This is a genomic window from Streptomyces incarnatus, from assembly GCF_001027185.1.
Lineage (GTDB): Bacteria > Actinomycetota > Actinomycetes > Streptomycetales > Streptomycetaceae > Streptomyces > Streptomyces puniciscabiei.
Genome location: NZ_CP011497.1, coordinates 1,219,006 through 1,239,748, shown reverse-complemented (window position 1 = coordinate 1,239,748; position 20,743 = coordinate 1,219,006). Strand labels below are relative to the sequence as shown.

16 protein-coding genes and 2 pseudogenes are annotated in these 20,743 nt (G+C 71.7%); 12 read left to right on the top strand and 6 right to left on the bottom strand.

Annotated features, from left to right (window positions below; all coding sequences use genetic code 11):
- Positions 1–379 precede the first annotated feature (379 nt).
- On the bottom strand, positions 380–1,126 hold the full coding sequence (locus ABB07_RS05470; protein WP_208897641.1) for an IclR family transcriptional regulator: 747 nt from the start codon (positions 1,124–1,126) through the stop codon (positions 380–382).
- Positions 1,127–1,483: 357 nt separating this feature from the next.
- On the opposite strand from ABB07_RS05470, the pseudogene ABB07_RS41485 reads away from it, so the two are divergent.
- The 4 genes and pseudogenes from ABB07_RS41485 to ABB07_RS05450 form a co-directional block, all read left to right on the top strand.
- A pseudogene (locus ABB07_RS41485) lies at positions 1,484–2,019 on the top strand (DeoR/GlpR family DNA-binding transcription regulator).
- A complete protein-coding gene (locus tag ABB07_RS05460) occupies positions 2,016–3,353 on the top strand; it encodes a 6-phospho-beta-glucosidase (protein WP_208897640.1) in 1,338 nt (445 codons plus the stop codon). The pseudogene ABB07_RS41485 and the gene ABB07_RS05460 overlap by 4 nt, the downstream one beginning before the upstream one ends.
- A 67-nt stretch (positions 3,354–3,420) precedes the next feature.
- Positions 3,421–6,462, top strand: a complete 3,042-nt coding sequence (locus ABB07_RS05455; protein ID WP_208897639.1) for an alpha-mannosidase — start codon at positions 3,421–3,423, stop codon at positions 6,460–6,462.
- Between the two features lie 4 nt (positions 6,463–6,466).
- Positions 6,467–6,730, top strand: a pseudogene (locus ABB07_RS05450) (alpha-L-fucosidase); the annotation flags it as partial.
- 73 nt (positions 6,731–6,803) lie between these two features.
- Here ABB07_RS05450 and ABB07_RS05445 read toward each other — a convergent pair.
- Positions 6,804–8,492, bottom strand: a complete 1,689-nt coding sequence (locus ABB07_RS05445) for a carbohydrate binding domain-containing protein (RefSeq protein WP_208897638.1) — start codon at positions 8,490–8,492, stop codon at positions 6,804–6,806.
- A 187-nt stretch (positions 8,493–8,679) separates the two neighbouring features.
- Complete coding sequence (locus tag ABB07_RS05440) at positions 8,680–9,801, bottom strand: ATP-grasp domain-containing protein (protein ID WP_208897637.1); 1,122 nt, start codon at positions 9,799–9,801, stop codon at positions 8,680–8,682.
- A 319-nt stretch (positions 9,802–10,120) separates the two neighbouring features.
- On the opposite strand from ABB07_RS05440, the gene ABB07_RS05435 reads away from it, so the two are divergent.
- Entirely contained in the window at positions 10,121–11,026 is a 906-nt protein-coding gene (locus ABB07_RS05435; protein WP_208897636.1) for a metallophosphoesterase family protein, read from the top strand.
- Positions 10,974–11,654: a 4'-phosphopantetheinyl transferase family protein gene (locus tag ABB07_RS05430; protein WP_208897635.1), complete on the top strand. Its 681-nt coding sequence runs from the start codon at positions 10,974–10,976 to the stop codon at positions 11,652–11,654. Before ABB07_RS05435 ends, ABB07_RS05430 begins: the two co-directional genes overlap by 53 nt.
- A gap of 33 nt (positions 11,655–11,687) precedes the next feature.
- On the opposite strand, the gene ABB07_RS05425 is transcribed toward ABB07_RS05430, so the two are convergent.
- The 3 genes from ABB07_RS05425 to ABB07_RS05415 all read right to left on the bottom strand — a co-directional run bounded on the left by ABB07_RS05425 (position 11,688) and on the right by ABB07_RS05415 (position 13,622).
- Positions 11,688–11,918: a hypothetical protein gene (locus ABB07_RS05425; RefSeq protein WP_208897634.1), complete on the bottom strand. Its 231-nt coding sequence runs from the start codon at positions 11,916–11,918 to the stop codon at positions 11,688–11,690.
- Positions 11,919–12,393: 475 nt separating this feature from the next.
- Complete coding sequence (locus tag ABB07_RS05420) at positions 12,394–12,933, bottom strand: toxin-antitoxin system, toxin component (protein WP_208903288.1); 540 nt, start codon at positions 12,931–12,933, stop codon at positions 12,394–12,396.
- 32 nt (positions 12,934–12,965) lie between these two features.
- A complete protein-coding gene (locus ABB07_RS05415; protein ID WP_208897633.1) occupies positions 12,966–13,622 on the bottom strand; it encodes a helix-turn-helix domain-containing protein in 657 nt (218 codons plus the stop codon).
- A 239-nt stretch (positions 13,623–13,861) separates the two neighbouring features.
- On the opposite strand from ABB07_RS05415, the gene ABB07_RS05410 reads away from it, so the two are divergent.
- The 6 genes from ABB07_RS05410 to ABB07_RS05385 all read left to right on the top strand — a co-directional run bounded on the left by ABB07_RS05410 (position 13,862) and on the right by ABB07_RS05385 (position 20,702).
- Positions 13,862–14,533: an MmyB family transcriptional regulator gene (locus tag ABB07_RS05410; RefSeq protein ID WP_208897632.1), complete on the top strand. Its 672-nt coding sequence runs from the start codon at positions 13,862–13,864 to the stop codon at positions 14,531–14,533.
- Positions 14,534–14,719: 186 nt separating this feature from the next.
- Positions 14,720–15,718 (top strand): LacI family DNA-binding transcriptional regulator, encoded by a 999-nt coding sequence (locus ABB07_RS05405; RefSeq protein WP_208897631.1) that lies wholly within the window; start codon positions 14,720–14,722, stop codon positions 15,716–15,718.
- A gap of 141 nt (positions 15,719–15,859) precedes the next feature.
- Positions 15,860–17,215 (top strand): ABC transporter substrate-binding protein, encoded by a 1,356-nt coding sequence (locus ABB07_RS05400; protein WP_208897630.1) that lies wholly within the window; start codon positions 15,860–15,862, stop codon positions 17,213–17,215.
- A gap of 5 nt (positions 17,216–17,220) precedes the next feature.
- Complete coding sequence (locus tag ABB07_RS05395; protein ID WP_208897629.1) at positions 17,221–18,177, top strand: carbohydrate ABC transporter permease; 957 nt, start codon at positions 17,221–17,223, stop codon at positions 18,175–18,177.
- Positions 18,174–19,049: a carbohydrate ABC transporter permease gene (locus ABB07_RS05390; RefSeq protein WP_208897628.1), complete on the top strand. Its 876-nt coding sequence runs from the start codon at positions 18,174–18,176 to the stop codon at positions 19,047–19,049. The genes ABB07_RS05395 and ABB07_RS05390 overlap by 4 nt, the downstream gene beginning before the upstream one ends.
- A gap of 45 nt (positions 19,050–19,094) precedes the next feature.
- A complete protein-coding gene (locus ABB07_RS05385) occupies positions 19,095–20,702 on the top strand; it encodes a glycoside hydrolase family 13 protein (protein WP_208897627.1) in 1,608 nt (535 codons plus the stop codon).
- Positions 20,703–20,743 lie beyond the last annotated feature (41 nt).

The window sequence follows — 20,743 nt, the reverse complement described above, 5'->3', positions numbered from 1 at the left end:
ACGGGGAGTGTGCGGGGCGTTGTGAGAGCGCTCCCACGCTGACGTGAGAGCGCTCTCAAGGTGCCGCCAATGTGCTCCCCGCCCCTGCGGTCGTCAAGAGATGAAACAAGGAAAGTCCTTGATCCGCAGGGGAGTTCAGGGGGTGAAGCCACCCGTACCCGCTCAGACCCGGCTCAGACCGCGCTGCCCGCCTTCCAGTCGGCATGTCGTCGCCGCGGACGAGGAGGTGGTGTTCGTTCAGTGCGAGTACGAGCTCGCCGGAGGTGACCGGTGCCGGAACAGGGAGGCGATCACCGTCCGCGACGGGCTCATCCGGGAGGTGCGGGTCTTCTTCGGCGGGAGGGTGTGAGCCGGCTCAAGGAGGTCTCCCGTGCTCGCCCTACTGCGGCCGCCAGCCCAGCGCCCGGGAGATTCCCCGGGCCGCCAGCCGTACCGCCGGGGCCAGCGCCGGGACCTGCGCACCCGCCCGGGGCACCACCACCGACACCGCCGCCACCACGTCACCGCCCGGCCCGCGCACCGGCGCCGCCACCGACAGGGCGTCCTCCGTCACCTGACGCTCACTCACCGCCACGCCGGAGCGGCGCACCTCGGCGAGCGTACGGCGCAGCCGCCCCGGATCGGTGATCGTGTACGGGGTGAAGGCGGCCAGCGGCCCGGCGCAGTACTCCTCCTGCAGGTCCGGGCCCGCGTGGGCGAGGAGGGCGAGGCCGACGCCGGTGGCGTGCAGCGGCCAGCGCGCGCCGACCCGGATGTGCACGCCCACCGCCGAACGGCCCGACAGCCACTCGATGTAGACGACCTCGGTGCCGTCCCGCACCGCCAGCTGCACGTTCTCGTGCGTCGCTTCGTACAGGTCCTCCAGGTACGGCAGCGCCAGCTGCCTCAGGCCCAGGCCGCGCGGCGCGAGCGCGGCCACCTCCCACAGCCGCAGCCCCACGTGGTACACCCCGGCCGCGTCCCGCTCCAGCGCGCCCCACGCGGTCAGGGCGCCCGCCAGCCGGTGCGCCGTGGTGAGACTGAGCCCGGCCCGGCGGCTGATGTCCGTCAGGGAGAGGGCGGGATGCTCCTGGTCGAACGCGCCGAGCACGGCCAGCAACCGATCGGCCGCGGACCGCTCACCCACGGACACCTCACCCCTGTCGCCCCTGTCACCCTTCGTCCCGGCGGATCGTAACCGACGCTCGCTCCGCGCTGCTCGACCGGGAATCCGGGGAACGGCATGCGGACGTTGGGTGTACTGCGGCAGGTCGCCGGTGCCCTGCAGGGCCCAGGCGCTGGGGAGGGGGGTGGGCCGGCCGTCGGCGGTGCGGGAACGGGAGAGGCCGACGTCCTCCTGGGCGCTGAGGACGTCACGGCAGTACGCGCCGTGGAAGTCGTCCCCGAAGACGGTGGCCGGCGAGGTGCGCAGACCGAAGCGTGGTCAATAGGCGAGCAGAAGTGAGCATAGAAGTGAGTGAACATGATGAGTAGTGTTCACAGTGTGCTCGCGGAACGACGACACCAACTCATCCTGCGGGCCCTGCGCTCCGCCGGCCCCGCGTCCGTCACCGACCTCTCCGGGCAGCTGGGTGTGAGCCCCGCGACGGTCAGGCGGGACCTGGTCAGGCTGGAGGAGGACGGTCTGCTCACGCGGGTGCACGGCGGTGCGGTCGTCGAGGAGGGCGACCAGCCCTTCGCCGAGGTCGCCGAGGTGCGCGTGGCCGAGAAGGACGCGAGAGCGGCGCGTGCGGCGGCGATGGTGACCGACGGCGCGGCGCCGGCGGTGTGCGCCCGGGCGGGCGGGTGAGGGACACGACGGTCGTGGAGGTGCCCGTGAAGCGGGCCATGATCAAGGGCGGCGACAAGGGAGTCCTGCCGGCCGACTCCGCCAAGTTCCCGGGTACGGGCATGGCGAGGGTCTGCGGCCCCGAGGATCTGGACGTGGTGGTGACGGACGCGCCGGTCGACCCGGTGACCCGCTCCTCGCTCCAGGAAGCGGGCGTCGAGGTGGTCCTGGCGGGAAGGGTTCAGGCGTGAAGCTGACGATTCTGGGCGGCGGCGGGTTCCGGGTGCCGCTGGTGTACGGGGCGTTGCTGGGCGACCGCGGCGAGGGGCGGGTCACCGAGGTCGTGCTGCACGACCTGGACGCCGGCCGGCTGTCCGCGGTGACCCGCGTCCTCGCCGAGCAGGCCGCCGGCGCCGAGGACGCTCCCCGGGTGACCGCCACGACCGGCCTCGACGAGGCGCTGCGCGGCGCCGACTTCGTCTTCTCGGCGATCCGCGTCGGCGGCCTGGAGGGCAGGGCGAACGACGAGCGCGTGGCCCTGGCCGAGGGCGTGCTCGGCCAGGAGACGGTCGGCGCGGGCGGCATCGCCTACGGCCTCAGGACCGTCCCCGTGGCCGTCGACATCGCGCGCCGCGTCGCCCGGCTCGCCCCGGACGCCTGGGTCATCAACTTCACCAACCCGGCCGGTCTCGTCACCGAGGCCATGTCCCGCCACCTCGGCGACCGCGTCATCGGCATCTGCGACTCACCGGTCGGCCTCGGCCGCCGTATCGCCCGGGTGCTCGGCGCCGACCCGAGGGAGGCCTGGATCGACTACGCCGGCCTCAACCACCTCGGCTGGGTCCGCGGCCTGCGCATCGCCGGCCGCGACGAACTCCCGCGCCTGCTCGCCGACCCCGGCCTGCTCGGCTCCTTCGAGGAGGGCAGGCTCTTCGGCGTCGACTGGCTCCAGTCGCTCGGGGCGATCCCGAACGAGTACCTGCACTACTACTACTTCAACCGCGAGGCCGTCCGCGCCTACCAGCAGGCCGAGAAGACCCGCGGTGCCTTCCTGCGCGACCAGCAGGCCCGCTTCTACGAGGAGGCCGTCCGCACCGACGTGTCGGCCCTCGCGGCCTGGGACCGCACCCGGGCCGAGCGCGAGGCGACGTACATGGCGGAGAACCGGGAGACGGCCGGCGCCGGCGAGCGCGAGGCCGACGACCTCTCCGGCGGCTACGAGAAGGTCGCCCTGGCCCTGATGCGGGCCATCGCCCGCGACGAGCGCACGACCCTCATCCTGAACGTCCGCAACCGGCGCACCCTGTCCGTCCTGGACACGGACGCCGTCATCGAGGTGCCCTGCCTGGTCGACGCGGGCGGCGCCCACCCGGTCGCCGTCGATCCGCTGCCCGGCCACGCCACCGGCCTGGTCTGCGCGGTGAAGGCCGTCGAGCGCGAGGTGCTGGCCGCCGCCGAGTCGGGCTCCCGTACGACCGCCGTGAAGGCCTTCGCGCTGCACCCGCTGGTCGACTCCGTGAACGTGGCCCGCCGGCTGGTCGAGGGGTACACCGAGGTCCATCCGGGCCTCGCGTACCTTAGGTGAACGCCCGCCGGAAAGCGCTTGCTGCCCTGCACGCCCACCGCTTGCCCACCTCGCACTGGAGACCCTGATGCACGACGAACGCCGCAGGATCGAGGAGCGCGCCGCGCGTCTCCACCACCAGCGCATCAAGCCCGCGACCTACGCGGCCACCACCCCCCTCGCGGTCGAGGCCTGGCAGGCGCCGGGCGAGCCGGTGCCCTTCGCTCAGGCCGCGGCCGCGCCGTACGAGCCCTTCGCGATGGACACCCCCTGGGGGCCGCCCTGGGGCACGACCTGGTTCCGGATGAGCGGACGGGTGCCCGCGGAGTGGGCCGGCAGGCGCGTCGAGGCGGTCATCGACCTCGGCTTCGTCGGCGACTGGCCCGGCAACCAGGCCGAGGCCCTGGTCCACCTCACCGACGGGACCCCGCTGAAGGCGGTCAACCCGCTCAACCAGTACGTGCCGATCGCCAACCCGGCGGAAGGGGGCGAGGCCGTGCGCTACCTGGTCGAGGCCGCCTCCAACCCGGACATCCTGGCGAACGGCTTCGCGGCGCCGACTCCGCTCGGCGACGTCCTGACCGCCGGCGACAGGCCGCTGTACACCTTCCGGCGCGCCGACCTCGCCGTCCTCGACGAGGAGGTCTGGCACCTCGACCTCGACCTCCAGGTGCTGCGCGAGCTGACGGCGGAACTCGGCGAGCACGAGCCGCGCCGGCACGAGATCCTGCACGCGCTGGACCGCGCCCTCGACCTGCTGGACCTGGACGACGTCCCCGGTTCGGCCCCTGCCGTACGCGAGGCCCTGAAGCCGGTGCTGGCCAAGCCCGCCCACGCCAGCGCGCACATCATCTCCGGCGTCGGCCACGCGCACATCGACTCGGCGTGGCTGTGGCCCATCCGCGAGACCAAGCGCAAGACGTCCCGGACGTTCTCGAACGTGACGTCCCTGGCCGACGAGTACGAGGAGTTCGTCTTCGCGTGCTCGCAGGCCCAGCAGTACGCATGGGTGCACGACACCTACCCGCGAGTGTGGGAGCGGATCAAGAAGTCCGTCGAGAAGGGCCAGTGGGCGCCCGTCGGCGGCATGTGGGTGGAGGCCGACGGCAACCTGCCCGGCGGCGAGGCCGTCGCCCGCCAGCTGATCCACGGCAAGCGGTTCTTCATCGAGCACTTCGGCATCGAGACCAAGGGCGTCTGGCTGCCCGACTCCTTCGGCTACAGCGCCGCCTACCCGCAGCTGGCCAAGCTCGCGGGCAACGACTGGTTCCTCACCCAGAAGATCTCCTGGAACCAGACCAACACCTTCCCCCACCACACCTTCTGGTGGGAGGGCATCGACGGCACGCGCATCTTCACGCACTTCCCGCCGGTCGACACCTACAACGCCCGCTTCAGCGGCGAGGAGATGTCCCGCGCGGTGCGCAACTACGCCGAGAAGGGCGGCGCCACCCGCTCCCTGGCCCCCTTCGGCTGGGGCGACGGCGGGGGCGGCCCCACCCGCGAGATCATGGAGCGGGCAAGGCGGCTGCGGGACCTGGAGGGTTCGCCCAAGGTCGTCATCGAGCACCCCGACGCGTTCTTCGCCAAGGCCCGCGCGGAGTACCCGGACGCCCCGGTGTGGGTCGGCGAGCTGTACCTGGAGCTGCACCGGGCCACGTACACCTCCCAGGCCCGCACCAAGCAGGGCAACCGCCGCTCCGAACACCGCCTGCGCGAGGCCGAGTTGTGGGCGACGACGGCCGCACTGCACGCACCGGGCTACGCCTACCCGTACGACAGGCTCGACCGGCTGTGGAAGACGGTGCTGCTGCACCAGTTCCACGACATCCTGCCGGGCTCCTCGATCGCCTGGGTGCACCGCGAGGCGGAGGCCGAGTACGCCCGGGTCGCGAGGGAGCTGGAGGAGCTGACGGCCGAGGCGGTGGCCGCGCTCGGCGACGGCGGCCCCCGCGTGTTCAACACCAGCCCGTTCGACCGCGCCGAGGTGATCCGCACGGCGGCGGGCGCACCGGCGTACGTGGAGGTCCCCGCGAGCGGCAGCGCGCCCCTGACGGGCGCCGAGCCCCCGCAGCCGGTGACGGTCGACGGGCGGGTCCTGGACAACGGACTGGTCCGCGTGGAGGTCGCCGAGGACGGCACCCTGTCCTCCGTGGCCGACCTGCGCGCCGGCCGCGAAGTCCTCGCCGGCCAGGGCAACCTGCTGCGCCTGCACACCGACCTCCCGAACTACTGGGACGCCTGGGACATCGACAAGCACTACAGGAACCGCTACACGGACCTGCTGGAGGCCTCGGAGATCGAGATCGCCGAGCAGGACCCGCTGCTCGGCTCGATCCGCGTCTCGCGGTCCTTCGGCAAGGGCTCGACGATCACCCAGACCATCACGCTCCGCGCCGGCAGCCCCCGCATCGACTTCGAGACCGACATCGACTGGCACGAGACCGAGAAGATCCTCAAGGCGGGCTTCCCGGTGGACATCCGGGCCCCGCAATCCTCCGCGGAGATCGCCTACGGGCACATCCAGCGCCCGACGCACACCAACACCAGCTGGGAGGCGGCCCGATTCGAGGTCTCCGGTCACCGCTGGGTGCACATCGCCGAGCCCGGCTACGGCGTCGCGGTCCTCAACGACTCCACCTACGGCCACGACGTCTCCCGCACGGTCCGCGAGGACGGGGGTACGACGACCACGGTCCGCCTCAGCCTGGTGCGCGCCCCGCGCATCCCGGACCCCGGGGCCGACCAGGGCCGCCACCGCTTCACCTACTCCCTGCTCCCCGGCGCGAGCATCGAGGACGCCGTCGCCGAGGGCTACGCCCTCAACCTCCCCCTGCGGGTGGCAGATTCGGCGGGCGAGCCCGAGCCGGTCGTCTCCGTGGACGGGGAGGGCGTGACCGTCGAGGCGGTCAAGCTGGCCGACGACGCCTCGGGTGACGTGGTGGTACGGCTGTACGAGTCGCGCGGCGGCCGGGCCCGGGGCGTGCTGCGGACCGGCTTCCCGCTCGCGGGCGCCTCGGTCACCGACCTGCTGGAGCGGCCGCTGCGGGAGGCCGGGGTGGCCGACGGCGGGGTGCCCGTCGAGCTGCGGCCCTTCCAGATCCTGACGCTCCGGCTGCGCAGGAGCTGACCCCGTCCCGCAGCCGCAGGCCGAGCGTCCGGAGGCGCTGGGGGAGTGGATCCGCGGGCACGCGGAGGCGGTGTACGGCACGGTCCGCGGCCTGCCCGCCGGGCGCCACTACGGTCCGAGCACCCTCTCCGCCGACCGCCGCACGCTCCACCTCACCCGCTTGGACGTCCCGCGCGCCGAGAGCGGCGTCCGTGGCCAGGCGACGGCGGTCCGCAGGGTCACGGTGCTCGGCGCCGGCGCCGGCACCGGCACCGAACCGGGCCACCGCGGGCCGGTTCTGATTCCCGGTTCGCCCGTGGGGGTGCCCGGACCGGGCACCCCCACGCGCTCGACCGTACGGATCAGCCGGTGAAGCCGGCCGTGATCGAGGTGAACTGCCAGTTGTTCTGGCTGATGCCGGAGCAGTTGCTCACCACGCCGCCGCCCGCGCACGGCCGGTCCCGGTTGACCGACCAGAAGGCGAGCCGCGCGATGTGGTGCGCGTTCGCCCAGTCGCGGATCTGGGTCCAGATCGCCGGGGTGGTCGTCTCCTGCTGGTCGGACAGCCCGTTCATGCCCGAGATGCCGATGTGGGCGTAGGCGGTCGCGTCGTCCCAGCCGAAGGTCGACTTCAGCTTGTTCTTCAGGCCCTCCGCGGCGTTCACGGTGTTGCCGTACATGTCCGAGCCGCCGCCGAAGTCGAACGGCATGATGGTGAACACGTCGATGTTCGCGCCGAGTGACTGCGCCTGCTCGATCAGCCGGTTGCCGTAGTACGTCGGCCCGGTGGTCGAGGTGCCGAAGGTGACGATGGTCTTCAGGCCGGGGTTGTTCGCCTTGACCGTCTTCAGCGCGGTGAGGATCTTCGCCTGCACGGCCTCGTTCTCGAATTCGTCCGTGTTCTCGATGTCCATGTCGACGGCCTTCAGGCCGTAGGCGTCGATCACCTTCTGGATGGCTCCGGCGAGCGCGGCCGCCGAGGAGCAGTTGGCGCCGAGCTTGCTGCCCTGCCAGCCGCCGAACGACGGCACGATGTCACCGCCGGCGGACCGGACGGCGTTGATCGCGCTCTGGTCGGCACCGCCGGTGAGCGGCCGGCTGCCGTCCCAGGCCGGGGTGCAGCCGCCGGAGTCCAGCACGAACGCCATGGTGAACCACTTGATGCCGGTCGCGCTCATCACCGTCGTCGGGCTCGGCGGATCGCCCCAGCCCTCGTACAGATACGGCGCGGCCTGCTTGAACCCGGTCCCGCCGCCGCTGCCCGCGTCCGTGGTCACGGAGACGGCGTTGGAGGCGCCCGAGACGTTCCCGGCCGCGTCGTGCGCCTTCACCGTGAAGGTGTACGACGTGCTGGGGGACAGCCCGCTGACCGTGGCGGACGTGCCGGAGACGGTCAGCACCTGGTTCGAGCCGCTGTAGATGTCGTAACCGGTCACGCCGACGTTGTCGGTGGCGGCGTTCCACGACAGCGACACGCTCGACGAGGTCCTGCCGGTCGAGGTCAGGCCCGTCGGGGCGGTCGGCGCCTGGGTGTCGCCGCCGCCCCCGCCGCCGCCCGGGCCGTCCAGGCCGATGTCGTCGGCCCAGTAGGTGCCCTGGGCGTACCAGCCGTGGACATAGATGGTGGCGCTGGTCTGCGAGGCACCGGTGGTGAAGGACACGCTCAGGCGGCTGTACGCCGACGGTGACGTCGTCCAGGTCGAGGCGCCGCCGTTCACGCCCAGGTACACGTAACTGCCGCGTACCCAGCCGCTGAGGGTGTACGTCGTGTTCGGCTGGACGGCGACGGTCTGGCTGCACTGCGCGTCGTCGCTGTCGGACACGGCGCCCTGCAGCGCCTTCGAGCCGCTGTGCACGGGGGAGGAGACGACCGAGCCGAGATTGCCGGTGCAGGTCCAGGGGGACAGGCCGCCGGACTCGAAGCCGGGGTTGGTGAGGATGTTGGCCGCCTGGGCGGTACCCGGAAGGGCGATGGCCCCGCCGACCGCCAGGGCGGCGGAACCGAGGAGAGCGAGAAGCCGACGTCTGTGACGTCCGAGTGGATTGCGCACGCGATCTCCCTGTGGGGATGGGGTGTTCGGGAGTGCACGGCTGTGCGGAGGTGCGCCCATGAATTTGGTATGGACCAATCCTGCTGTCAAGGGGGCCCGCGCCCGAAGGGGCGCGGGGCTGTAGTGGATATGCGGCTCCGCCGCGCGGGCGCGAACAACCACGAACAACCCACAGCCGGCGTACGACCTAAAGCGGCAGGACCTCCACCGCCGAAGCCGCCTGCGCAGGCAACGCCGGAAGGGCGATCTCCGCCCCCATCTCCGCCTCCCGCTGCCGGGGAAGCGCCGCGGGGAGAAGAGAGCGCGGGCCCGCGACCACCGTGTAGTCCTGCCCCAGGAACGGCGGCTCGATCACCCCGGGGTCCTCACCGAGAGCCAACTGCACGGCGGCCCAGGGCATGTTCACCCCGCACAGCGACACCTGGTGCAGCCCCCCGGAGGGCCTCGTGTTGACGTCCAGCAGTACCGGCCGGTCGCCGAGCATGCGGAACTGGATGTTGGACAGGTGGTGCAGCCCGAAGCCCTCCGCGATCAGCCGGGCCGGCTCCAGCCATCGCTCGTCCCGGGTGAAGCCCCTCCGGCGGCCGTTCTTGGTGCGGCCCACCGCGAGCCGCAGCCGGCTGTCCGGCCCGGTCAGGCAGTCGACCGACACCTCGGGCTGCTCCAGGCGCGGCATCACCAGCCAGTCCACCGGCTGCCCGGACCGCCGCAGCGCCTCGACGACCAGGTCGAGCTGGACGTACGGGCTCGGGAACCCCTCGAGGTGGCCGAGGGAGAACGGGGCGCGGGTGATCACCCGGAAGCCGACCCCGCCGGCCCCGGCGGCCGGCTTGAAGCACGCCTTGTGCCCGGCCGCCTCCAACTCCTCGACAGCGGCCAGGAGTTCGTCGGCCGTCCGCACCCGCCACCACGGCGGCACCGGGACGCCCACCGAGCGGACCGCCTCGTACGCGGTGGCCTTGTCCTCGAACACGGCCACCGCCTCGGGCGTCGGCGCCAGCAGCGCCGTACCCGCCGCCGCGAACTCCGCGCGGTGCCGCACGATCGCCGCCTGGTGCAGCCGGGGCACGAACACGTCGATGCCGCGCCGGGCGCACTGGTCGAGCGCGTACTCGACATAGGCGGCCGGGGACAGGCCCTCCGGTTCCAGGTCGGCGGTGTCGGCGGCGGCCAGGACGGGGGAGTCGGGGTCCCCGTGCGTGGCATGGATCTCCACCGCGCGATCGCTGGGATTCCTGCGCAGCTGATCCATGAAGAACACGTTCTCCGCGTACGTGCGGTTGAGCCAGACGCGTACGCGAGAGAGCATGCAGGCCGCCTTTCGTGGTTTTCGGGCAGGGCTCAGCGGCCCGTGCCCGGGCAGGAGGAAGGAAGGGACGCCAAACAATCCCTGAGAAAAGGGAGATGTGGGTGTTGGTGTCGGGGCGATCATACGGCTTTCAAAGGCCCGCGCGTGCAACGCGGATGTTACGGATTTCCGGGACTCGTCCAGTAGGCGCGCCGGGGTCCCTCCGATCGGCGCCGGTCCGCCGCGGCCTCCGCGACACGGCGACCGGGGAGCCTCTTGTCCGGGTGTCCGCGCATGTGTTCTCGTGGTTCCGGCGGAGGATGATCGAAAGGGGTGCAGGGTGGAGTCTGCGGCCGGGGCCGGGCAGCTGCTTGCCATCAGCGACCTGCACATCGGCTATCCCGAGAACCGCGCACTGGTCGAGGACATGAGGCCCACCAGTGACGAGGACTGGCTGATCGTCGCCGGTGACATCGCCGAGACGGTGGCCGACATCCGCTGGACCCTGGAGCAGCTCGCGGGCCGCTTCCGCAAGGTGCTGTGGGCCCCCGGCAACCACGAGCTGTGGACCCACCCGAAGGATCCGGTCACCCTGCGCGGCGTCGCCCGCTACGAGTACCTGGTCGAGCTGTGCCGCGAGCTGGGCGTCGTCACCCCCGAGGACCCCTACCCGGTGTGGCACGGCCCCGGCGGCCCGGTCGTCGTCGCCCCGCTGTTCCTGCTGTACGACTACTCCTTCCTGCCGCCCGGCTGCGCCACCAAGGCCGAGGGCCTGGCCTACGCGGAGGGCACCGGCGTGGTCTGCAACGACGAGTACCTGCTGCACCCCGACCCCTATCCGACCCGTGACGCCTGGTGCCGGGCGCGGGTCGCCGAGACCGAGCGCAGGCTTGCCGAACTGCCCGCGGACCTGCCCGTCGTACCGGTCAACCACTATCCGCTGCACCGGCATCCCACCGAGGTGCTGTGGTACCCCGAGTTCGCCATGTGGTGCGGCACCCTGCTGACCGCCGACTGGCACCGCCGGTTCCGCGTCGCGACCATGGTCTACGGCCATCTGCACATCCCGCGCACCACCTGGCACGACGGAGTCCGCTTCGAGGAGGTCTCCGTGGGCTATCCCCGCGAATGGCGCAAGCGGCCGGAGCCGCCGGGAAGACTGCGCCGCATCCTGCCGACGGAGGTCGAAACCGGTGATCGAGGAGCTGCTCCCGGAGTTGGTCGTGGCCGTGGAGGCACACGGTGACGACCCGTTGTGGGACGCACCGCTCTACCCCGGGGAGGAAGCGCTCGTCGCACGTTCCGTGGCCAAACGCCGCCGCGAGTTCACCGCCGCACGCGGCTGCGCCCGGCGTGCCATGGAGAAGCTCGGCGTGCCCGCGCAGCCCATCCTCCGCGCCGAGCGGGGCGCACCGCGCTGGCCGGACGGCCTGATCGGCAGCATGACCCACTGCGACGGCTACTGCGCCGCCGCCCTGGCCCGCGCCGCCGACCTGGCCTCCCTCGGCATCGACGCCGAACCGCACGGACGGCTCCCGGACGGGGTCGGCGCGTCCGTGTTCCTGCCCGCCGAGGCCGAGCGGCTCGACCGGCTCGCCGGGCAGCGCCCTGACGTCCACTGGGACCGGATCCTGTTCAGCGCCAAGGAGTCCGTCTACAAGGCGTGGTTCCCCCTGGTCCGCAGCTGGCTGGACTTCACCGAGGCCGACATCACCCTCGACCCGGGCCCCGGCGGGGAGCCGCACGGCACCCTGCGTGCCCAACTCCTGGTCCCCGGGCCCCGGGTCGGCGGCCGCCGGCTCCAGGTCTTCGACGGCCGGTGGGCCGTACGCGACGGGGTGGTCGCCACCGCCGTGGTCGTCCCGCATCCCTGAACCCCCGGCAGTGGCGCGGCGCGCCCGGCCCGCTCAGGCCGGCGGACACCAGTCGCGCAGCAGCCGGAAGAACTGCTCCTCGTTGCCCGCGAGGCCGGCGCGCGCCAGGGCCTGCTCCGCCTCGGCCAGCACGGCGGGCGGCACCAGGCCGGGCCGGCCGCCGTCCGGTGGCCCGTCGAAGGCGGCGCGCACAGTATGCAGCAGCCGCAGATAGGCCTGTACGGCGGTGCGCTCACGGTCGGTCAGTACGGCGGTGGTGGGCATCGGTCGGCTCTCCCCGAGTAGGCGTCACGGTCGCGCGCCCTGCGGCGCACCTCTCCAGCTTGCCGCCCACCACTGACAACGCCGTTCGGCCGCGTCCCGGTTCGCCCGCTCAGCCGAGGCCGAATCCTTTCGGTGAGGCCTGCAGGGGTGACGATCCGGGACGGCCGCCGACCAGCACACGGCAACCGGCCGCCCGGAACCACTGCACGGCTGAGGGGCCCTGCGCCGTACCGTCTCGGGTCAGCCTTACGCCGGTCAGCCTCACGGCTGGTTCAGCGCACGGCCGATCAGCCATGCGACCGGTTCGGTTTCACGGCCGGTTCAGCCCCGTGGCCGGATCAGCCCTGCGCCCGGTTCAGCCATGCGCCCGGTTCAGCCTCACGGCCGGATCAGCCCACGGCCGAATCAGCCCTGCGCCCGGATCAGCCCTGCGCCCGGATCAGCCCTGCAGCCCGGATCAGCCCTGCAGCCCGGATCAGCCCTGCAGCCCCGGATACCCCAGGGACGCCTCGATGCGCCCGGCCACGTCGTCGCGCTGCACCGGGCCGCGCAGGGCCGAACCGGCCAGCCAGGTACGGCACTTGGTGGCCAGCAGCAGACCGAAGGTCTCGGCGTCCCGCTCCTCGGTGAGGTCGAAGCGGGTCCGGGCCGCGACCCGCTGCACCGTGGCCTGGAGCGCCTCCTGGTCCGTGTCGTCGTGCAGCAGCCGCGTGGCGACCCCGACGCCGCCGACGTGGTGTCCGTGGTGGTCGGCCTGCATGTGCCACAGCTCGTGGCCGAGGATGACCAACTGGTGGTCGGGCGCGGTGCGTTCCTCCACGACGACGAGGTCGCGGTCGGTCAGGTCCAGCCACAGGCCGCTCGCCGTGCCCGGCGGGAAGGCGGCCGCACGGAAGTGCACCGGCCGGCCCCGGCGGCGGCTCATCGCCTCGCACAGCGCGCGGTACAGCTCCCGCGGCGGCGCCGGTGCGGGCAGCGCCAGCCCGCCCACCAGCTCGTTGCACAGCCGGCGCATGTCCCTGCCGATGCCCACAGTCCTCCCCCGGCTCACGACTCGGGCCGTTTGACGCTCTCCAGGAGCATGTCGAGCCACTCCGCGACCTTGTCCCGGTGCTGGTCGGTGGGCAACTGCGCGGCCCGCCAGGCTATTCCGCGCACCCCGTGGTCCTGCAGCAGCCGCTCCAGCGGATCCTCCTCGGCCCCGGCGGCGGCCCGCTCCCGGTCGGCGAGCTTGGTCAGCAGCTCCTGCTCGGTGCGCTGCAGCGCGCCCGCCAGCGCCTCGGGGTCCTCCGCGGTCAGGAAGCCGGCGTGCACCCGGAAGAAGCGCTGCAGCGCGTCGCAGTGCTCCATGGTCGGCCGCCGGTCGCCGTTGATGAGGGCGCCGGCCTGCTGCCGGGACATGCCCGCGCCGTCGGCGATCTCCTGCTGGGTGTACTTGCGGCCGTTGGGTTTCAGCCGAGTGCGCCGCAGCAGGTCCAGGCGCTGCAGAAAGCGTGCCTGGACGTCCGGTTCGCCGGCCGGCCGTCCCGCGAGCAGCGCCCTGACCACCGGCTCCGGGACCCCGCAGGCCACGGAGAGCCGTCCGACGTCGAAGACCTCGGCGTGCGGCACGCCGAGCCGGTCGGCGAGCGCGGTGACGCGGGCGACGACGGCCGGCAGCTGGGCGGTCGCCGTGGCGCCCGGATCCTCGTAGCCATCCGTCACCGACAGAACTCCTACGTCTCTCAAGGGCTTCAGATGCGGCGTGCTTCTCACGGGCGATCGCCGTGAACTTCCCGGAGAGTAGCGGGTGCCTCGAACTCACATCCAGGTGTCGCCACAACTGTGGCGAATTTCAGCCGTCAACGGCCGCAAAATGCCACGATAGTTGACACGGTCTTGTCGCGGGCCGCAGGATCGCAGGGCCGCGTGAAGGCCGCAGAGGCAAGAGGGGTGACCTCCCGATGGCACATCAGGCAGGAGGGCAGCGGCCGGCACCGCGGCCCGTCCCCGACACCCGCGCGACCCAGGCGTACCTGCAGGACTACGCGGCACTGCTGGAGTCCCTCGCCTGCCCGTCCCTGGTCGTCGACCACCGCTGGGACGTGGTCATGGCCAACGGCGCCTTCGAGACACTTTTCCGCGGGGTGCGCCGGCACGCCACGGCCATGCCCGGGGACAACTTCCTGCGGTTCGTCCTGTTCCACCCGGACGCGGCCGACGTCCTCGGCGAGCACGAACCGGACTGGTGCCTGCCGATGCTGGCCCACCTCAGGACCGCCCTGGAGACGTACGGCCACGACCAGGAACTCCAGGCCATCCGCCGGGACATCGCCCAGGACCCGCTCATGGAGGCCGCCTACCGGCAGGGCCTGCCGCACTGGATCCGTGCCGTCGGCGAGAGCGCGACCCGGCTGGACGGCGCCGTCCGCCTGCTGCTCCATCCCGACCCGCGGCGCGGCCCGACCGAGTGCCGCATCGTCGAGGAGACACCGGAGGCCCTGCGCGACCTCGGCTACCGGCGCCTCTCCCTGGTCCTGCGCGAGAACCGCCGGTCCACCACGCCGGTACGCCGTCCGCGCCGCTCGCGCAGCACGGCGAGTCACCTCACGATCGTCCCGTCCCCCGAGAGCTGACCCGGCACCGCCGGCGTTCAGGTCGCCGGCGGCGCCGGGTCGAAGGACGCCGGGGGAGCGTCCCGAAGGGGCGCGAGGAGCCGCGCGACGAGCCACGACGGCGCCCCACCCGCACATCCACAGGCGCTTCGAACTCCAGGGCGTCGTACGCAAGCCGCTTGCAATATTTGCGCTATCCTTGCGCGCATGACTCGACGACTTGCGGAAGTGGCGAAGAAGGTCGGCGTCAGCGAAGCGACCGTCAGCCGGGTGCTCAACGGCAAACCCGGCGTCTCCGAAGCCACCCGGCAGGCGGTGCTGACGGCCCTCGACGTCCTCGGTTACGAGCGCCCCACCCAGTTGCGCGGCGAACGCGCCCGGCTCGTCGGCCTGGTCCTGCCGGAGCTGCAGAACCCCATCTTCCCGGCGTTCGCCGAGGTCATCGGCGGTGCGCTCGCCCAGCTCGGACTCACCCCCGTGCTGTGCACGCAGACCAAGGGCGGTGTCTCGGAGGCGGACTACGTCGACCTGCTGCTGCAGCAGCAGGTCTCCGGCGTCGTCTTCGCCGGCGGCCTGTACGCCCAGGCGGACGCCCCGCACGACCACTACCGGCTGCTCGCCGACCGCAACGTCCCCGTCGTGCTGGTCAACGCGGCCATCGAGCACCTCGGTTTCCCCGGTGTGTCCTGCGACGACGCCGTCGCCGTGGAGCAGGCGTGGCGGCACCTGGCCTCGCTCGGCCACGAGCGCATCGGGCTGGTCCTCGGCCCCGGCGACCACGTGCCCTCGGCGCGCAAGCTGGCCGCCGCGCGGGCGATCGCCGGCGACCTGCCGGAGGAGTTCGTCGCGCGGGCGATCTTCTCCATCGAGGGCGGTCACGCCGCCGCGTCCCGGCTGATCGACCGGGGTGTCACCGGCATCATCTGCGCCAGCGACCCGCTCGCGCTGGGCGCGGTCAGGGCCGCGCGCCGCAAGGGGTACGACGTGCCGGGCCGGATCTCGGTCGTCGGCTACGACGACTCGGCCTTCATGAACTGCACCGAGCCCCCGCTCACCACCGTCCGCCAGCCCATCGAGGCCATGGGCCGCGCGGCCGTGGAGCTGCTGAACGCGCAGATCGGCGGCACCGCCGTACCCGCCGAGGAGCTGCTGTTCGAGCCGGAGCTGGTGGTGCGCGGCTCCACCGCGCAAGCCCCGCGCGCGTGAATGCCTGGCGGTGATCGAGTAGATCCAGCTGGCTGTCAAATAATTACAGAGTTTGCGCGACATCTTGCGGTCAGGTGTCGGCGGTGCTTGAGTGTGCGGCGCCCACCGCTCCTGCCATGAGTGCCATCAGGGGGTCCACCGATGACAAGCACCGGGTTCCGCCGTACCTTCGTCGCGATCGGCGTCTGTTCCTCGCTCGCCCTCGCCGCCACCGCCTGCGGCTCGGGCAGCGGCGACGGCTCGGCCGGCGGCAAGACCCGCATCACCGTCAACTGCGAGCCGCCCCGGAGCGCCAAGGTCGACCGGAGGTTCTTCGAGGACGACCTGGCCTCCTTCGAGAAGCGCAACCCGGACATCGACGTCGTCGCCCACGACGCCTTCCCCTGCCAGGACCCGAAGACCTTCGACGCCAAGCTCGCCGGCGGTCAGATGGAAGACGTCTTCTACACGTACTTCACCGACGCCAGGCACGTCGTGGACATCAACCAGGCGGCCGACCTCACGCCGTACCTGAAGGACCTGAAGTCCTACGACACCATCCAGAAGCAGCTGCGCGACATCTACACCGTGCACGGAAAGGTCTACGGCATACCGCGGACCGGATACAGCATGGGGCTGATCTACAACCGCTCGCTCTTCCGGAAGGCCGGCCTCGACCCCGACAAGCCCCCGACGACGTGGGACGAGGTCCGCGCCGACGCCAAGAAGATCGCCGCCCTCGGAGACGGCACCGTCGGCTACGCCGACTACAGCGCCCAGAACCAGGGCGGCTGGCACTTCACCGCCGAGCTGTACTCACAAGGCGGCGACGTCGTCGGCGCCGACAGCAAGAAGGCCACCATCGACACCCCCGAGGGCCACGCCGTCCTGCAGAACCTGCATGACATGCGGTGGACCGACGACTCCATGGGCAGCAAACAGCTGCTCGTCATCAACGACGTGCAGCAGATGATGGGTTCGGGCCGCCTCGGCATGTATCTCGCCGCCCCCGACAACATCCCCATCCTGGTCAAGGAGAAGGGCGCGAACTACGACGACATCGCCATCGGCCCGATGCCCGGCGGCAAGGCCACGCTCATCGGCGGCGACGGCTACATGTTCAACAAGCACGACACCCCCGCCCGGATCCGGGCCGGCCTGAAGTGGCTGGACCACATGTTCCTGACCCCGGGAACCGGTTTCCTCGGCGACTACGCCCGCGCGAAGAAGAACGACGCCCCCGTCGGACTGCCCGAGCCGCGCCTGTTCACCGGCGCCGCCGACGCCAAGGACCAGCAGGCCAAGAAGGCCAACGCCAACGTCCCGGTGGCGAACTACCAGGCCTTCCTCGACGGCAACCAGCAGCTGCAGATGAAGATCGAGCCGCCGGACGCGCAGCAGATCTACTCCGTCCTCGACTCCACCGTCTCCGCCGTCCTCACCCAGAAGGAGGCCGACATCGACCACCTCCTCAAGGACGCGTCCGGCAAGATCGACGGCATCCTGGCCCGGAGCTGACCGCCATGACGAAGACGGCCGAACGGCGGCCCGTGACGCCTGCCACCGTCCACCCGGTCCCGGCGCCGCCCCCGGTAGGGGGCCGGAGGCGGCGCCGCCTCGCCGACCAGGCCCGCGCCTACGCCTTCCTCCTCGGCGGCCTCGTCTGCTTCGCCCTGTTCTCCTGGTACCCGGCGATCCGCGCGGTCGTCATCGCCTTCCAGAAGTACACGCCCGGCTCGAAGCCGCAGTGGGCCGGCACCGCCAACTTCACCCGGGTCCTGCACGACCCCGAATTCGGCGCGGCCTGGCGCAACACCCTGTGTTTCACCCTGCTCGCCTTGCTGATCGGCTTCGCGATCCCCTTCCTCCTCGCTCTCGTCCTCAACGAACTGTGCCACGCCAAGGCGTTCTTCCGGGTGGTGGTCTATCTGCCGGTGATGATCCCGCCGGTGGTCAGCGCCCTGCTGTGGAAGTGGTTCTACGACCCCGGAGCCGGCCTCGCCAACGAGGCGCTGCGCTTCCTCCACCTGCCGACCTCGAACTGGTCCAACGGCACAGACACGGCACTCGTCTCCCTGGTGATCGTGGCGACGTGGGCCAACATGGGCGGCACCGTCCTCATCTACCTCGCCGCCCTGCAGTCCATCCCGGGCGAGCTGTACGAGGCCGCCGAACTGGACGGCGCGCACCTGCTCCAGCGCGTCCGGCACGTCACGGTCCCGCAGACCCGGTTCGTGATCCTGATGCTGATGCTGCTTCAGATCATCGCCACCATGCAGGTGTTCACCGAGCCGTTCGTCATCACCGGCGGCGGCCCGGAGAACGCCACGGTGACCGTGCTCTACCTGATCTACAAGTACGCCTTCCTCTACAACGACTTCGGCAGCGCCTGCGCCCTCAGCGTCATGCTCCTGGTGCTGCTCGGTGCCTTCTCCGCCGTCTACCTGCGGCTCACCCGCACCGAGGGGGACAGCGCATGAGCACCCGCACCCTGATCTCCCCCGCCACCCTCGCCCGCCCGCGCGGCAAGACCGTCTACTGGACCGTGTTCACGGCCGTCGTCGTCCTCTTCGCGCTCGCCTTCCTCTTCCCGGTCTACTGGATGGTGACCGGCGCGATGAAGTCCCCGGACGAGGTGGCCCGGACCCCGCCGACGATCGTCCCGGAACACTGGCGCCTCGGCGGCTACACCGACGCCTGGGACCTCATGCAGCTGCCACGGCACCTGTGGAACACCGTGGTCCAGGCGGCCGGCGCCTGGGCGTTCCAGCTGGTGTTCTGCACGGCCGCCGCCTACGCCCTGTCCAGGCTGAGGCCCGCCTTCGGCAAGGTGATCCTCGGCGGCATCCTGGCCACCCTCATGGTGCCGGCGCAGGCCCTGGTCGTACCGAAGTACCTGACGGTCGCCGACCTGCCGCTGATCCACACCAGCCTGCTCAACGACCCCCTGGCCATCTGGCTGCCGGCGGTCGCGAACGCTTTCAACCTCTATCTGCTCAAACGGTTCTTCGACCAGTTGCCGCGCGACGTCCTGGAGGCCGCGGAGATCGACGGCGCCGGAAAGCTGCGCATCCTGTGGTCGGTGGTGCTGCCCATGTCCCGGCCGGTGCTCGGCGTGGTGTCGATCTTCGCGCTGGTCGCCGTCTGGCAGGACTTCCTGTGGCCACTGATGGTCTTCTCCGACACCGACAAGCAGCCGATCAGCGTGGCCCTGGTCCAGCTGTCACAGAACCTCCAGCTCACCGTGCTCATCGCCGCGATGGTGATCGCCAGCATCCCGATGGTGGCGCTGTTCCTCGTCTTCCAGCGGCACATCATCGCCGGGATCAGCGCGGGCAGCACCAAGGGCTGACACCGCCGCCTCCTCCACCGACCGGCTACAGAAAGGTCAAGCTCCGTGGGACAGCCCACCCATGCCCCGAAGGACCGCGACTGGTGGCGCTCGGCCGTCATCTACCAGGTCTACGTCCGCAGCTTCGCGGACGGCGACGGCGACGGCACCGGCGACCTCGCGGGCGTCCGCGCCCGGCTGCCGTACCTCGCCGAACTCGGCGTGGACGCCCTGTGGTTCACCCCCTGGTACCTGTCACCGATGAAGGACGGCGGCTACGACGTCGCCGACTACCGGGCCATCGACCCGGCCTTCGGCACCCTCGCCGAGGCGGAGAAACTCATCGCCGAGGCAGCCGGGCTGGGCATCCGGACCATCGTCGACATCGTGCCCAACCATGTCTCCGACCGGCATCCGTGGTTCCGCGCGGCGCTCGCCGCCGGGCCCGGCAGCCCGGAGCGCGAGCTGTTCCACTTCCGGCCGGGGCGCGGCCCGCACGGCGAACTCCCGCCGAACGACTGGCCGTCGCAGTTCGTCGGCTCCACCGAACCGGTGTGGACGCGGCTGCCCGACGGCGACTGGTATCTGCACCTGTTCACGCCCGAGCAGCCGGACCTCAACTGGGCCCACCCGGCGGTGCGTCAGGAGCACGAGGACGTCCTGCGGTTCTGGTTCGAGCGCGGCGTCGCCGGCGTCCGCGTCGACTCCGCCGCCCTGCTCGCCAAGGACCCGGCCCTGCCCGACCTCGCCACCCACCCCGGCCCGCACCCGTTCGTCGACCGCGACGAACTGCACGACATCTACCGCTCCTGGCGGCGCGTGGCCGACGCGTACGACGGCGTCTTCGTCGGCGAGGTCTGGCTCCCCGACGCCGAACGCTTCGCCCGCTACCTGCGCCCCGACGAACTCCACACCGGTTTCAACTTCTCCTTCCTGTCCTGCCCCTGGGACCCCGCCCGGCTGCGGACGGCCATCGACACCACCCTCGCCGAACACGCCCCCGTCGGCGCCCCGGCCACCTGGGTGCTGTGCAACCACGACGTCACCCGCACGGTCACCCGCTACGGCCGCGCGGACACCGGGTTCGACTTCGCCGCCAAGGCCTTCGGCACCCCGACGGACCTCGCGCTCGGCACCCGCAGGGCGCGGGCGGCCGCCCTGCTGTCGCTGGCGTTGCCCGGGTCGGTGTACCTGTACCAGGGGGAGGAGCTGGGGCTGCCGGAGGCCGAGATCCCGGTCGACCGCATACAGGATCCGATGTACTTCCGCTCGAATGGTGTCGACCCCGGGCGGGACGGCTGCCGGGTGCCGTTGCCGTGGGTCGCCGGTATGCCGTATGCGGGATTCGGTTCACAGCAGGAGCCGTGGCTGCCCCAGCCGGTCGACTGGCCATCGTATGCGGTCGACCGTCAACAGCGGAACGCCGACTCCATGCTCTCCCTCTACCGCGAGGCCATCGCCGCCCGCCCGGTCTTCGGCGACGGCCCCCTGACCTGGCTGCCCGCTCCCGACGGCGTCCTCGCTTTCACCCGCGCCGAGGGCATGACCTGCGTGGTCAACCTCGCACCCGCCCCTGCCGAGCTTCCCGAACACTCCCACCTCCTGCTCGCCAGTGGGCCGTTGGACGACACGGGCCGACTGCCGCAGGACACGGCGGCCTGGCTGCGGAGCTGAGCCGCCGACGCACCGCGCCATCCCCGCACCCCACCCCGAAG